We start from the raw sequence: 16,154 nt of genomic DNA on the forward strand, positions 1-16,154 counted from the left end.
ATAAAATAGATTCTTGCCTTGGCAGGAATGAAAAAAACAAAAATATGATAGACTTATCCATAAACTTCGCAGGCATTAAATCACCGAATCCGTTTTGGCTCGCATCAGCACCTCCAACAAATTCAGGATATCAAATAATGAAAGCTTTTGATACTGGTTGGGGAGGAGCCGTTTGGAAAACGCTTGGTGTTCCGGTAGTAAACGTATCGAGTCGTTATGGTTCCGTAAATTATAGAGGTACCAAAATGATGGGATTCAATAATATCGAATTGATTACGGATAGACCTTTAGCTGACAACCTTCGTGAAATTGAAGAAGTTAAAAAATATTTTCCCGATCATGCAGTCATTGCATCTTTAATGGTGGAAAGCAGAGCAGAATGGGAGCAAATTATAAAAGATGTAGAAAACGCTGGAGCAGATGGTATAGAGCTTAATTTTGGTTGTCCACATGGAATGTGTGAACGCGGAATGGGATCAGCTGTGGGTCAAGAACCAGAAGTTTTAAAAACTATTGTTGGTTGGGTTAAGGAAGCAGCCAATATTCCGGTAATTACTAAACTGTCACCAAATATTTCACACATTACTGACCCAGGATTGGCAGCCGTTCAAGGTGGAACAGATTCCATATCCCTAATCAACACTATTAAAAGTATTGTTGGCATCGATTTAGATTCTTATGCACCTTATCCAATCGTAGATGGAAAGGGAACCAATGGAGGTTATTGTGGTCCTGCTGTAAAACCAATTGCAATGCACATGCTCAAGGATTTAGCACAGCATCCAGAAATTGGTAAAGTGCCATTATCTGGTATTGGTGGTATTGAAACTTGGCGTGACGTGGTTGAATTCATTTTGTTAGGTGCGACCTCAGTTCAGGTCTGTACAGCAGTAATGCATTATGGTTTCGGAATTGTACGCGAAATGGAAGCAGGTTTACGCCAGTTTATGGAAGAGAAAAATTACCAAACTATTTATGATTTTGCTGGTAAAGCATTGCCAAATGTTACGGAATGGAAACATTTAAATCTCAAACATAAAGTCGTTGCCGAAATAAATGCAGATAAATGTATTGGTTGTGATTTGTGTTATATCGCTTGTGATGATGGAGCGCACCAAGCTATTGCCTTGTCTGATGATCCAGCAATCAGAATTCCGAGTATTATTGAAGCAAATTGTGTTGGTTGTAATTTATGTTCTTTGGTTTGTCCTGTTGAGGATTGCATTACTATGGTAAAAAGAGATGATGGTAAAGAAAATGTTACATGGTACGAACGTACGGAAAATGATGACATTCCGGTAACTTTCGACGATGATAGAGCAGGAGGTAAAGGACATTTTGTACCGACACCTCAGGATGCTTTAAAACACAGGAAGTAAAACCCATTACACTTAATGTGAGACATAACCTTTTTTAGATGATTCTTTAAAAGGTTTTTTTAATGGCAATACTTATCTTTAGGCTTTTAAAAAATTATACCAAGATCATGATCAAAAAAGTTTTCAGCCTAATTTTAATCGCATTTTTACTTTATAGCTGCAAGGATGACAAGCATCAAGCTATAGATTCACCAGAAATAGCCGAAGGTGAAAACACCTACGCAAAGTACAACTACACCAAAAACGAGGTGATGATTGCAATGCGCGATGGTATTAAATTGCATACCACTATTTATTCACCTAAGGACACTTCAAAAGAATATCCGATACTAATGATGCGAACGCCATACAGTTGCAGACCTTATGGTGAAGATGAGTTTAAGGCAAAATTAGGTCCTAACAAATACCTCATGGAAGAAGGTAATATTATGGTGTATCAAGATGTGAGAGGTCGCTGGAACAGTGAAGGAGTTTACGACAATATGCGTGCTTACATTCCCAATAAAACAGAAAATCAAACCGACGAAGCTAGTGATACTTACGATACCATCGAATGGTTGATTAACAATGTAGAAAACAACAATGGTAAGGTTGGTACTTACGGTATCTCCTATCCTGGATTTTATGCTACGTATTCTTTGTTAGATGCGCATCCAGCGTTAAAAGCAGTATCGCCTCAAGCTTGTATAGGAGATTTCTTTTTTGATGATTTTATTCACAATGGTGCTTATTTACTGAGTTATTGGCGCGCCACTTCGGTGTTTGGCTATATGAAGGATAAACCAACTACTGAGGCTTGGTACGAATTTCCAGATATCGGTACTGAAGATCAATATCAGTTTTTTGTGGACAATATACCGTTGAGTAAACTCGATAAATTCTACGATTCCACCAATGTGTTTATGGAACAACTAAAAGAGCATGTTACTTATGATGAATTTTGGAAAAGTCGAGGCATCATTCAACATTTAAAAGACATTAAGCCAGCAACGATGGTCGTTGGAGGGTTTTTTGATGCTGAGGATTTGTATGGTCCATTCAATACCTATAAAAGTATTGAGAATAATGGCGACAACTACAATACTATAGTTTTTGGTCCTTGGAGTCATGGTGATTGGGCGAGAAGTAATCCAAGACAAGTGATTGGGAATATCCATTTTGGGGATAGCATTTCGGATTATTTTCAGAAGAATATTGAAACCAAATTCTTTAACCATTTCCTTAAAGGTGAAGCTAATGGTGAAACTGGATTGGCTGAAGCGCATATGTTCAATACTGGTACTAAAGCGTGGCAAACTTTTGAAGCATGGCCACCAAAGAATGCGGCAAAGGAAAGCTATTGGCTACAGCCAAATGAAAGGCTAACTCAACAACCAAATCGTATGATGGCAACGTCTGACTTCATAAGTGACCCGTTGAAACCAGTACCATATTCCGAAGACATTAAAGTGGTCTTTACACCACGAAAGTTTATGACCGATGACCAACGTTTTGCGGCAAGACGACCAGATGTATTGGTGTTTGAAACTGACATACTTGAAAAAGACATTACGTTAGCCGGAGATATTTTAACAAAGCTAAATGTGTCCACAACAGGGACAGCAGCCGATTGGATTGTGAAAGTCATTGATGTGTACCCATCAGATATGGAAACACCAGAGGGCAATGAAGATGTACAAGATCATCTAAAACTCAGTAACTACCATTTATTAGTGAGAAGTGAAGTTATGAGAGGACGCTTTAGAAACAGTATGGAAAAGCCAGAACCTTTTGTGCCAAATCAAAAAACAGCGGTAAATTTGAAGTTGCAAGATGTCTTCCATACGTTTAAAAAAGGGCATAAGATTCAGGTGCAGGTGCAGAGTACGTTTTTCCCTTACATCGATGCCAATCCGCAAACCTATGTGGATAACATCTTTGAAGCCAAGGAGTCTGATTTTAAGGTACAAACGCATAGGGTGTTTAATGATTCTTCAATAGAGTTTACAGTTTTGAAGGAATAAATATTTTGGGCTAATGAGTTTCACGCAAAGTCGCGAAGACGCAAAGATGTTATATCTTGATAGATTTTTAAAATCTTATACATCTATTTTAGATGTCAAAATTAATTCTTAAATATTTCCCCTTTGGGGAAATGTCCGTAAGACAAAGGGGATGCCAATAATCCAACCAACATACAAACCACCATTCTGGGCAAAGAAAAGCTTTACATCAACCGTATTTTCAGGTTTAGCAAGACGTGTAAAAGGTGTAGTACAAACACGAGAACGCATCACGTTACCAGATGGTGACTTTCTCGATTTAGATTGGAGTTACGCTGAGCAAAAGTCTAATAAGGTCATTGTTTTGCTTCATGGTTTAGAAGGCAACGCCCAGCGACCCTACATCACAGGAACAGCAAAATTATTCAACGAAAACGGCATTGATGCCTGTGCGGTCAATTTTAGAGGTTGTAGTGGTGAACCCAATCTTTTGTATCGCAGCTACCATTCTGGTGCAACGGAAGATTTGGAAGCCGTTATCAACAGTATATTGGAGAAAAACCAATACGACGAAATTTACATTAAAGGCATCAGCCTTGGCGCTAACATGGCTTTAAAATATGTAGGCGAACGTGATGACGTGCCAAAAGAAATAAAATCAGTAATCGCCATTTCTACACCATGTGATTTAAAAGGCTCGTGTGATGCATTGTTGAGCTTAAAGAATAGGCATTATGCAATCAGGTTTTTAAAACATCTCAAAGATAAGTTGAAACCTAAGTTATCACAATTTCCTGATAATATTAATATTAAGGATTTTAATTCAATAAAAACTTTAATTGGATTCGATGAAGTTTACACCTCTAAAGCCCACGGTTTTAAGGATGCTTTAGATTATTATGAGAAGGCAAGTTGCCTACAATTTTTACCTAATATTAAAGTACCAAGTTTAATAATCAACGCACTAAACGATTCCTTTTTATCTGCAGAATGTTATCCTGTAAAAGAAGCGAAACACAACCCAAACCTATTTTTAGAAATGCCCAAATACGGTGGACATGTAGGGTTTATCGACAAAAGAAATATCTATTATAATGAATGGCGTGCACTGGAATTTGTAAATTCTATCAATAAAGGTAAATTTGAAGTGTAATACATTTATAATGAAACATTTTTACACGTTACTTATTTTAATTTTTGGTTTGCAGCTTGGTTTTGGGCAGCTTGGGTTTGAAAGAGAGATTATTTTTGGTTTAAATTTTTTTATTGATGCCGACCCTTATTTTCCTGCTGATATTGATGGCGATGGAGATATGGATATGTTGTCAGCATCCACCTGGTACGAAAACTTGAATGGTCAGGGTAAATTTGGTGTGCGTAATGTATTTTCTGAAGAGTCGGGCGATTTAGTGTTTGCAGCAGATTTTGATGGAGATAATGACTTAGATGTACTTTCTCAGTCTGGTACTAAAGTAAGATGGTTTCAAAATTTAGATGGTTTAGGAACATTTAGTGATGAAATACTTATTGATTCATCGCTAGGTAATATTCGGTCAATAAAAGTAGGTGACATTGACAATGATGGCGACATAGATGTGTTAGTTGGTTCTCTAACTTTGGGAGAAGCACTATGGTATGAAAATTTAGATGGTCAAGGAAATTTTGGAGATGAGCAAATTATTTCTGATTCAATAAGTTCTTTAGTTTCTTTAGAGGTAGCTGATCTAGACGGTGATGGTGATTTAGATATAGCTTCGATTTCACAGGGCGATGATAAATTAGTCTGGTTTGAAAATACAGATGGCCAAGGAAATTTTGGTGGTGAGCAAATAATAGCACTAAATCTTACATATGTTTACAACAGTATCCATATTGCAGATATAGACAATGATGGTGATATGGATATTTTCATGAAGAATGAACTATATGAAAACCTAGATGGGCAAGGTACATTCTCCGGTGCGCAAGATATTATACCAAATGGTACAATTCTTAATTCAGCAGACATGGACAATGATGGGGACTTAGATTTAATAGTCAGCAGTACTCAACTAAAGTGGTATGAAAATCTTAATGGAAATGGGGCCATGAGCCAAATTCCAGTAAGTAATATAGCCGATCATGATTCCGAAGGATTTCCTTTTATAGTGGATTTGGACGGAGATGGAGATTTGGATGTGACTACAAATAATCAGTGGCACGAAAACCTAAATGGCCTAGGAATTTTTGAATACGATGAGCCCAATATCATCATCTTTACGCCTGGGTTTTCTGATATATTATCCAAAGATATTGATAATGACGGTGATAATGATATTTTAACGACCAGCCTAAGTGATGGTAAAATTGCTTGGTTCGAAAACCAGGATGGCCTTGGTAGTTTCAGTACGCCAAAACTAATAAAAACAAATGCAGATCTAGCGTTTACAGCTTTTATAGCAGATTTGGATGGTGATAACGACATGGACGTTTTAGCCTCATCAGACCATAGAATAGTTTGGTTTAAAAATTTAGATGGTTCAGGAAATTTCGGTCCAGACATTGTAATTAATTCAGAGGCTTATTTTGCCAGAAATATCTTTGTTTGTGATTTAGATGGCGATAATGACAATGATATTGTTTATTCCGTTGAGTCTGGGAACAAAATAATTTGGCATGAAAACTTAGATGGTGAGGGAGATTTCGGTGCTCAGCAGTATGTTGTCGAAAATGAAGAAGCTAATATCGTGCGTTCTGCCGATATTGATGGAGATGGAGACTTAGATATACTCAGTGGTTCGCACATTGGGATTTTTTGGTTTGAGAACTTGGATGGTCAAGGTGTCTTTGGGCCTAAAATAATCATTGATGATGATATTTGGACCACAAAAGCTTTCATAAAGGATATAGACAATGATGGTTTTTTAGATGTAATAACAAACAATAATAGTAACGGAAATATTGTATGGTTTAAGAACTTGGATGGAGTAGCAAATTTTGGAAACGGAAATGTCATCGCAGAAGGTTTATCGTATAGAGACATGTCTGTTGCAGATTTAGATTCTGATGGTGATTTGGATATTGCCGTTGCCTTGTCTCAAGATGATGATATCGTATGGTTTGAGAATGTCGATGGCCTAGGTGCTTTTGGGCAAGAACAATTAGTTCACCATTTTGGGTCGCCGAGTGGTGCAGATCTTTACAGGTCAATAGTGTGTGAGGATATTGATAATGATGGTAAAGTTGACATAGTTTCAGACTACCAATCTAACTGGTATATGCACTGGTTTAAAAATCTTGGGGAATTAAGAAATGAAATTAATGGAGTGTTGTCATTAGATGTAAATAACAATGGTTGTGCAGATGGTAATATAAATCTCTCGGATGTACTTATAAGTACAGAGAGTCCATCAGAAAGTTTTGCCACATTTTCATCAGAAACAGGTGCTTATCAATTTTTTGTTGGAGAGGATACTTACACCACCACAGTTAATAATTTACCAAGCTATTATTCTATATCACCAAATTCTGCGACGTCCACATTTTCGGGTTTGCAAAACACCGATACGGTTAACTTTTGTCTGGAAACCTCGGCAGATATCAATGACTTAAATATTAGTATTTATTCGTCACAAACACCTCGACAATTTATAAATATTACATATTATGTGGTTTATAGAAATGTTGGCACTAATACGTTAGATGGTTCAATAACTTTTGATTATGAACCAGATAAATTAGAGTTCTTAAATGCAGGTACTGAAACCGTAGTGGATACTGGTAATAGTATTGTCTTAGAATTTGAAGATTTAGACCCTTTGGAAACCCGAATCTTACCACTTGAGTTTTTTGTCACTGCTACTATATTTGACACCATTACATTAACAGGTACAATTCATCCCGTTAATGGTGATCTTACACCAGATGATAATACTTTTGAACTATTCGAACCCGTAGTTGGACCGTATGACCCTAATGATATTCGTTGTTTACAAGGAGATGAAATATTAATTGATGATGTGGGCAACTATTTGAACTACATAATTCGTTTCCAAAACATAGGTACTGCTTCAGCTATAAATGTTAGGGTAGATCACCAATTAGACGATAAACTCGATTGGACGACAATGCAACTTGAGTCCCTAAGTCATCAAGGACGTGTAGAAATAACAAATGGTAATTTTGTACAATTTATTTTTGATGAAATAAATTTACCTCATAGTGATGAAGATGAAGAGGGATCTAATGGCTACGTGGCTTACAAAATTAAGCCAAAAGCAGATGTACAAGTCGGCGACATTATCAGCGGAGTAGCAGACATCTATTTTGATTTTAATCCGCCAATAACAACCAATACGGTAAATACGGAAATCGTTGAACCATTAAGTGTGGATGAGGTAGAACTACAGAATGTAAAGTTGTTTCCAAATCCTGCGCAAAACAAGTTGCAAATAACTTTCAATCAAATTATTGATGGATTAACCATCGTTGATATTAATGGTAGGGAACTGAATTCTATAGAAATTTCAGTTTCGGATTATAGTTTGGATGTTTCAGGTTTATCTAATGGTGTCTATTTCTTGGAAATACAATCAGGAGAGTCAAAATCCACTAAAAAGTTCATCAAAAACTAGATGTATAGCTAAAAAGAATGATTTTAAACCTCACAGGTTTTCAAAACCCGTGAGGTTTTTTTGTTTAGCACAATCTTCTTACATTTAGAAAAACTAACCGTTTATGCTCAAAAAAGTTTTCGCAAGTGCCGTATTTGGTGTAGAGGCTTCAACTGTAACCGTTGAGGTCAATGTAGATAAAGGTGTTGGTTACCATTTGGTCGGACTTCCGGATAACGCGATAAAAGAGAGCAATTACCGTATAGCAGCAGCACTTCAAAACAATGGCTATCGTATTCCAGGGAAAAAGATTACCATCAATATGGCGCCTGCCGACCTGCGAAAGGAGGGTTCAGCATACGATTTAACCTTAGCTGTTGGAATACTGGCTGCATCAGGCCAAATAAAAGCCGAAAACTTAGAAGATTACCTCATTATGGGCGAATTGTCCTTAGATGGAAGTTTGCAGCCTATTAAAGGGGCATTGCCAATAGCTGTGAAGGCTAGGGAAGAAGGTTTTAAAGGTTTTATTCTGCCAAGCCAAAATGCGAAGGAAGCTGCTATTGTCAACGATTTAAAAGTTTATGGAGTCGATAACATCACTCAGGTGATTGAGCATTTTGATAAAAATATTCACATTGAAGAAACCATTATAAATACACGAGAGGAGTTTTATAAAAACCTCGATTTTCCGGAATTTGATTTTGCGGATGTAAAGGGACAGGAAAGTATAAAACGCTGTATGGAAATTGCAGCAGCAGGTGGTCACAACATCATTCTTATTGGTCCGCCAGGTTCGGGTAAAACCATGTTGGCAAAACGCTTACCAAGCATTTTGCCACCAATGACGCTTCATGAAGCTTTGGAAACGACGAAAATTCATTCAGTTGTAGGTCGTGTAAAAGCCCATGCTGGCTTAATGGCGCAGCGACCGTTCCGAAGTCCGCATCATACGATTTCGAATGTCGCACTCGTCGGAGGCGGAAGCTATCCACAACCAGGAGAAATTTCATTATCACATAACGGAGTATTATTTCTAGACGAGTTACCAGAGTTTAAGCGTGAAGTTTTGGAAGTAATGCGTCAACCTTTGGAAGATCGAGAGGTCACCATATCAAGAGCTAAATTCACGGTTACTTATCCTTCGTCTTTTATGTTAGTAGCGAGTATGAACCCAAGTCCAGGAGGTTATTTCAATGATCCAGATGCGCCAGTAACGTCTAGTCCTGCGGAAATGCAACGCTATCTCAGTAAAATTTCTGGGCCTTTGTTAGATCGAATAGATATTCACATTGAAGTGACTCCAGTACCTTTTGAAAAACTATCTGACGATAGAAAAGGCGAATCTTCAGTGGATATAAGAAAACGTGTGACTAAAGCAAGAGAAGTACAGACCGAACGCTTTAAAGAATTGGAAAATGTGCACTATAACGCGCAGATGAACACCAAGCAAATCAGAAAATATTGCAAGTTAGACGATGCGTCATTACAGCTTTTAAAATCCGCCATGGAGCGCTTAAACCTCTCTGCCAGAGCTTATGACAGAATTCTTAAAGTTTCTCGAACCATTGCCGATTTAGAAGGTTCTGAAAATGTTTTGGGTGCTCATATTAGCGAAGCGATACAATACCGAAGTTTAGATAGAGAGGGTTGGTTGGGGTAAGTTTAAAATCAAATAAAATCAAATGAGTTTATGAATTATGCTGATTATCCAGTTGTACTGTTAGAAAATGTACAAAAAACTTTTCAAAAATTAAGAAATAAAGTTAAAGAGAATGATGATATTCTCAGGATAGTTAAAGATGAAAATTTAGAATTGAAAATTGAGTATACTAGAAAAGGTTATGACTTTAAATTTAGTGTTGCAAATCCGAACTATTCAAATAACCACGTCTCTTTTAAGGTTTTACATTTGCCAAGTAGTAATAGGGAAAAGGGTTTATTTAATATGCCAATAATATCTTCTTCAAAAGAAGAAATATTGAACAGATTTAATCACTGGCTAAATATTCTAAAAAAATATGAGAACATAAGCATTCATCCTAAAGATAAAGTTCTAAGAGATTATGAAAATAGATTCTTTCAAGTATTCAGTTTTTTGGATGATAAAAGTGATGATAAGGCGTTATCTTTTAAGAACAGAACTTTACTAAATATATTTATAGATAAGACCATTGGGTTTTTAGTTGCAGATGATTCAATTGAAGATAGTGAGGAAAAAAATGAAATCATTGAAGAATTAAAAGAGTTAAATAAATATCTTCCTCAATTAACACAAGGTCAAATTAAAAAAAGGATTGCTGTTTTATATAGTAGAATTTATTTTCAAGGTGTTGATATTATTAATTGGATTGTAAAAGAAGGTAAAAGTGTTGGGTTTGGACAAATTCTAATTGAAGGTTTTAAAGGTTTAATGGGCGGATAATATATAAGCGAAGCTATTCAGTATCGAAGTTTGGATAGAGAGGGTTGGTTAGGGTAACTGTTTTCTATTTGCATGTCACATTGAGCACAGTCGAAATGCTATGGAGCAATTTTGATAAAATTTAAAAGAATTATTATGAAAAATATAGTCCTGTTGCTTTGCTTTTTTATTTTTTGTTGTAATACCAAAAAGGAAAAGAACGCTGACAACGTAACTGCCAAAATTGAAAACGAAAAAATACCAACCTTAAACCTAGAACAAGCCAACCGTTTAGCAGAATTACCACTTGCTTGCGTTGGCACTGAATATCCTAACAAACTCGGTCAAACCTTAGGGAGCGATGACGATTTAAAATCACCAAAAACATTACATCCAACCTTTTACGGTTGTTTTGACTGGCATTCTGCTGTTCATGGACATTGGAGCATGGTGAGTTTATTACGTCAGTTTCAAGATTTGGAAAAGCAAACCGAGATGCAGAGTTGGTTGGTGCAAAGTATTTCAAAAGAAAATATTGAAAAAGAAGTCGCCTATTTTCACGGTAAGCACAATAAAACTTACGAGCGTACTTATGGTTGGGCATGGTTGCTCAAATTGGCTGAAGAACTGCACAAATGGAATCACTCTACAGCAAGGGAACTGGAAAATAACCTCCAACCGTTAACAGATTTAATCGTCAATAAATATTTAGAGTTTCTACCCAAACTTAATTACCCAATCAGAGTGGGAGAGCACCCAAATACAGCCTTCGGGTTGAGTTTTGCCTACGATTATGCAGTAACAGTAGGGCATTCAGAGCTGAAAGCTGTCATTGAAAAACGAGCTAAGGATTTTTATATGGATGATCAAGATTGCCCTTTAGAATGGGAGCCAAGTGGATTCGATTTTTTATCTCCTTGTTTGGAAGAAGCGGCTTTAATGAAGCGTGTATTGTCTAAAGATGAGTTTATGGCTTGGGTAAACGATTTTATGCCAGAGCTCAACAACGAAGATTTTGATATCGAAGTCGGTAAAGTCTCAGACCGAACGGACGGAAAACTCGTGCATCTCGATGGCGTCAACTTTTCTAGAGCATGGAGTCTCAACGAAATTGCCAATGGCATTCCTGAATTTGAGCATCTCAAAAATTTAGCCAACAATCACATTAACTATTCCTTGCCGAGCATTGTAGGAGATAGTTACGAAGGAGGGCATTGGCTAGGTAGTTTCGCTATTTATGCCTTGAACTCCATAGATAATGATTAGGAAATTCTTCAAAAATATAGGACCTGGTCCATTGGTAGCGGCAGCATTTATTGGTCCAGGCACTGTAACACTGTGTACCTTGGCTGGTGTCAACTTTGGCTATGCATTGCTTTGGGCATTAGTGTTATCGGTTTTGGCAACTATTGTATTACAAGAAATGGCAGCTAGATTGGGTATTGTGTCCCAAAAAGGCTTATCCGAAGTTATTAGAGAAGAAATAAAAAGTCCAGTAGCAAGAGGATTAGCCATTGGTTTAATGTTATCGGCTATTGTGGTTGGTAACGCTGCTTACGAAGCTGGAAACATTAGTGGAGGAGCTTTGGGAGTGCAAACGCTTTTCGGTAATCCTGAAATTGTCATTGGTAGTTCAAATTTCACGGTTATTCCCTTCGTTATAGGAGCCGTTGCCTTTATCTCGCTCTTTATTGGAAATTATAAAGTACTTGAAAAAACCTTGGTTGCACTGGTTATCCTGATGAGTTTGGCATTTCTGACTACAGCCATAATTACCAAACCTAATGTTTTGGAAGTGGTTAAAGGTATGCTCGTTCCTAAATTTCCCGATAAGAGTATTCTCACCATTATTGGCCTCATTGGTACAACTGTTGTACCTTATAATTTATTCTTGCATGCATCATTGGCAAAGACCAAATGGCAATCCAAGAGTGATTTAAGCTACGCAAGAAAAGACACTATAATTGCCGTCATTTTAGGAGGTTTGGTGTCGATGTGTATAATTATATCTGCTTCTGCTATTCCACACCAAGATATTTCAAATGCATCAGATCTGGCCAAAGGACTTGAGCCTTTGTTCGGTGTTAATGCCAAATACTTTTTGTCCATCGGTTTGTTTGCTGCTGGCATTACAAGCGCTATAACTGCGCCTTTGGCAGCAGCTTTTGTAGCGAGTGGCTGTTTGGGCTGGGAGGCAAATCTTAAGTCACCAAAATTTAGAACAGTTTGGATGAGTATTCTTGTTTTAGGTGTCATATTCTCTTCAATTGGATTTAAATCTATTGAAATTATCAAATTTGCCCAAGTAGCTAATGGTTTGCTGTTGCCTATTATTGCAGGATTTTTACTCTGGGTTATGAACAAACGGATTGTCCTTGGTACTTATACAAACTCAAAAATTCAGAACATTTTTGGAATTATAATTCTGATAATCACTATCTTTTTAGGTGTAAAAGGAATTTTAAGTGTTTTTAATCTTATCTAAATGTTTTATTGAATAACTGTCCCCTTTAGGGGGCTTTAGGGGTGTTTTTATGAGTCTTTTAATAAAAATAGATATCAATGCTGACGTAGGAGAAGGTATGGGCAATGAGCCTGACTTAATGCCATATTTGTCATCGTGCAATATCGCCTGTGGTGGCCATGCGGGTAACACCTTTACAATGACTGAAGTCGTAAGATTAGCGAGAGCACACAATGTTAAGATTGGCGCACACCCATCGTTTCCCGATAAAACTAATTTTGGAAGGAAGATTATAGAAATGTCAGCCGCAGATTTATATACCGCTCTAAAACAACAAATTAGAGTGCTTCAAAACGTTTTGCATTCAGAAAATGCTATGTTACATCACATAAAGCCACATGGCGCTTTGTACAATTTGGCCGCAAAGGATGAAAAAACAGCAAATGTGATTGTTGAAGTTATAAAAAGTATCGCTTTGCCTTTAAAACTTTATACGCCTTATGGTTCTGTTATTGCTAAAGTAGCGGAAGCAGAAGGTATTGAAGTGACTTATGAAGCTTTTGCAGATAGAAACTATAATACAGATCTTTCTTTGGTGTCTCGAGAAATGGATAATGCAATTTTAACGGAAAAGGATGAAATTCTTAAACATGTCTTAAGGATGATAACGCATCAAAAAGTAAGTACAGTTGATGGGGTAGAAGTACTTCTAAAAGCATCAACTTTTTGTGTTCATGGAGACACTAAAAATGCTTCAGAAATTTTAAAGTTTTTGAATGAAAAACTGCCCGAATATAAAATTCAAATCAGTTAAAAATTTATGTCTTATAATTTAAAATTTTCTCGCTATGGAGAACGTGCTATTTTAATTGAATGGCCAGAGATAATTGATGAAAAAATTCTAAAAGACATCTTGAATTTTAAAAATAGCATCAAAAATTATATAATTAAACAAAAAGTTGAGATAATTAACACATATAACTCAATATTAATAAATTATAATTTGACTATTGATAATATCAATGATGAAATTTCGAGTCTAAAAACTATATATAATGAACAAAATGAGGTTGAATCCACTAACGCTTCTATTTGGGAAATACCTGTTTGTTATAATACCGATTTCGGTCAAGATTTAGAAGATTTTTCGAATCAAAAAAAGCTATCCAAAAGCGAAATAATTGAACTTCATTCTAACGAAATTTACACAGTATATTTCATAGGTTTTTTACCTGGATTTTTATACTTGGGAGGACTCCATCCTAAGCTCTATTTAGATAGAAAGTCAACACCCAATCTCAATATTAAAAAAGGTTCGGTTGCCATAGGAGGGCAGCAAACCGGAATCTATCCGCAAAATAGTCCTGGAGGGTGGCACATCATAGGTAGAACTCCGATAGAATTATTTGTGCCTTCTCAAAATCCACCTTGTTTTATAAAAGCAGGAGATAAGGTAAAGTTCAGGCCTATTGAGGAGAGTGAATACTTAGATATTGAAAACCGTATGTCTAAATCAGCATATCAATTAAAGCCCATAAAACAAAATGCTTAAAGTTTTAAAACCTGGATTTTATTCGACGATTCAAGATTTTGGGCGTTTTGGCTTTAGAAATTATGGAGTGCCAGTTTCTGGTTTTATGGATGCATATTCCGCTCAGTTCGCCAACCTGCTTTTAGGGAATGATATGGATTCAGCCTTAATTGAAATGACCATGATTGGTGGCGAATTTCAGTTTACAAAACCAACTACTATGGTCATTTCAGGAGCAGTAATGAATACAAAGTTGAATAATAGTTTGGTAAAACAAAACGAAGTCATAGGCGTGGAAAAAAATGACATTATAAGTTTTGGAAAGACTAAAACGGGATTTAGAACCTATTTAGCCATAAAAGACGGATTTAAAACCAATGAAGTTTTAGAAAGCCAAAGCCAGTACAGCCCCATTACAGAATTCAACACCATCAGTAAAGGTGATACTTTAGAATATGTGAGCTACGACAGTAGTTACAATGCATCAAAGGCATCAGTAAAATTTGATGATTCTGTAGTGTTAAGTGATATTCTCGAAGTGTATAAAGGACCAGAGTTCAATAAATTATCAACCGAGCTAAAAACGCAGCTTATTAATTCTGAACTTAAAGTTTCAAAATACAATAACCGTATGGCCTATCAATTAGAGCCACTTTTGAAAAATAATCTTGAGTCTATCCTAACCTCACCAGTTTTGCAGGGAACAGTTCAGCTTACACCAAAGGGCAATTTAATAGTTTTGATGCGAGATTGCCAGACCACTGGAGGTTATCCTAGAGTACTTCAATTAACGGAAAAATCTATTAATGTGTTGAGTCAAAAAACTACTGGAAACATCATAAATCTTAGACTAAAAGGCTGAAGTTGTAAGAAAACAATTAATAATAATTTTTTTTGTTAACTAATTTCAATAATTTAGGCTCAACTATTAATTAATTTGAAGACTTATTATGAAAAAATTAGGATTACTTATTCTTGGTGTATTTCTAGGTGCCTTGGCGATGTATTATTATTGTTGTGGATCTATGGAAATGGAGAACGAATCTCCAATCACAGAACCAAAAGGGTTGATTACGCCCAAAGAGGCAAAGACTTTAGATCAAGCGTATAACATTAAACATCGCATTATTAATGATTCTCTTTATAAGAATTCTGCTGACGGAGGTGATAATCGTTCTTCTTGGTGGAAACTTGAGGATATTCAGAACTACATTAATTATGCAGAAAACCAAGCTGGTGAATTAGGTTATACCATGGATGGGATCCGTGTTTATTTAGGAGCACATCCAAATTCTGGTAAAGAAACAGGATTAACAACGATGTTCTTTATACCAACTGGTTATATGAATAAGTCTCAAGGTAGCGTCTTTCCTATGTTTCAAGAGAGTGGAGATATACCAGGTGGTTCAGGGTTAAATCATGGAGGGAATGGAATGCCACCAGGAGCTAATTATCCACAGTAAAAAAACTGACTAAGATGGAATGAATTTTAACGTATTCCTTTTCCATATATTAGAGTTAATTGCAGCCGTTGCTGGATCAATCTATTACATTAAAACTAGAGATTATAAAATAAAACCATTTGTATGGTATCTCTGGATAATGGTCATTGTTGAGACAATTGGTATGTACGGTTACATACTTCAGTATAATTTTGATAATGAGATATTTATTTGGATAAAAAACAGTGTTTTTTGCTACAATTCATGGCTTTATAATCTATTTAACCTAGCAACAATTTTTTTGTTTGGGGTGTTTTATAACAAACTGATAAAGAGTAAAATAGATAAAAATATTATCAA

The 16,154-nt window shown here is 36.2% G+C and carries 12 protein-coding genes; all 12 read left to right on the plus strand.

The annotated features are described in order from the left end of the window. Positions 1-44 precede the first annotated feature (44 nt). The 12 genes from preA to F1003_RS00675 all read left to right on the plus strand — a co-directional run bounded on the left by preA (position 45) and on the right by F1003_RS00675 (position 15,815). On the plus strand, positions 45-1,379 hold the full coding sequence (gene preA / locus F1003_RS00620) for an NAD-dependent dihydropyrimidine dehydrogenase subunit PreA (protein WP_155087262.1): 1,335 nt from the start codon (positions 45-47) through the stop codon (positions 1,377-1,379). Between the two features lie 107 nt (positions 1,380-1,486). Beyond that, positions 1,487-3,382, plus strand: coding sequence for a CocE/NonD family hydrolase (locus F1003_RS00625; protein ID WP_155087263.1), 1,896 nt, complete (start codon positions 1,487-1,489; stop codon positions 3,380-3,382). 151 nt (positions 3,383-3,533) lie between these two features. Next, the gene (locus tag F1003_RS00630) at positions 3,534-4,514 is read left to right on the plus strand and encodes a YheT family hydrolase (protein WP_155087264.1); all 981 of its coding nucleotides are present in this window, start codon (positions 3,534-3,536) and stop codon (positions 4,512-4,514) included. Between the two features lie 10 nt (positions 4,515-4,524). Next, positions 4,525-7,974: a T9SS type A sorting domain-containing protein gene (locus F1003_RS00635; RefSeq protein WP_155087265.1), complete on the plus strand. Its 3,450-nt coding sequence runs from the start codon at positions 4,525-4,527 to the stop codon at positions 7,972-7,974. 103 nt (positions 7,975-8,077) lie between these two features. Beyond that, the gene (locus F1003_RS00640; protein ID WP_155087266.1) at positions 8,078-9,616 is read left to right on the plus strand and encodes a YifB family Mg chelatase-like AAA ATPase; all 1,539 of its coding nucleotides are present in this window, start codon (positions 8,078-8,080) and stop codon (positions 9,614-9,616) included. Positions 9,617-9,646: 30 nt separating this feature from the next. Next, positions 9,647-10,378: a hypothetical protein gene (locus F1003_RS00645; RefSeq protein ID WP_155087267.1), complete on the plus strand. Its 732-nt coding sequence runs from the start codon at positions 9,647-9,649 to the stop codon at positions 10,376-10,378. A 135-nt stretch (positions 10,379-10,513) separates the two neighbouring features. After that, positions 10,514-11,623, plus strand: coding sequence for a DUF2891 domain-containing protein (locus tag F1003_RS00650; RefSeq protein WP_155087268.1), 1,110 nt, complete (start codon positions 10,514-10,516; stop codon positions 11,621-11,623). Beyond that, positions 11,616-12,842, plus strand: a complete 1,227-nt coding sequence (locus F1003_RS00655) for an Nramp family divalent metal transporter (protein ID WP_155087269.1) — start codon at positions 11,616-11,618, stop codon at positions 12,840-12,842. Before F1003_RS00650 ends, F1003_RS00655 begins: the two co-directional genes overlap by 8 nt. A gap of 49 nt (positions 12,843-12,891) precedes the next feature. Further along, complete coding sequence (pxpA, locus tag F1003_RS00660) at positions 12,892-13,635, plus strand: 5-oxoprolinase subunit PxpA (RefSeq protein ID WP_155087270.1); 744 nt, start codon at positions 12,892-12,894, stop codon at positions 13,633-13,635. 6 nt (positions 13,636-13,641) lie between these two features. Beyond that, positions 13,642-14,373 (plus strand): 5-oxoprolinase subunit PxpB, encoded by a 732-nt coding sequence (gene pxpB / locus F1003_RS00665; RefSeq protein WP_155087271.1) that lies wholly within the window; start codon positions 13,642-13,644, stop codon positions 14,371-14,373. After that, the gene (locus F1003_RS00670; protein WP_155087272.1) at positions 14,366-15,214 is read left to right on the plus strand and encodes a 5-oxoprolinase subunit C family protein; all 849 of its coding nucleotides are present in this window, start codon (positions 14,366-14,368) and stop codon (positions 15,212-15,214) included. The genes pxpB and F1003_RS00670 overlap by 8 nt, the downstream gene beginning before the upstream one ends. 88 nt (positions 15,215-15,302) lie before the next feature. Next, positions 15,303-15,815, plus strand: coding sequence for a hypothetical protein (locus F1003_RS00675; RefSeq protein WP_155087273.1), 513 nt, complete (start codon positions 15,303-15,305; stop codon positions 15,813-15,815). Positions 15,816-16,154 lie beyond the last annotated feature (339 nt).

This window comes from Winogradskyella ouciana (assembly GCF_009709615.1).
Lineage (GTDB): Bacteria > Bacteroidota > Bacteroidia > Flavobacteriales > Flavobacteriaceae > Winogradskyella > Winogradskyella ouciana.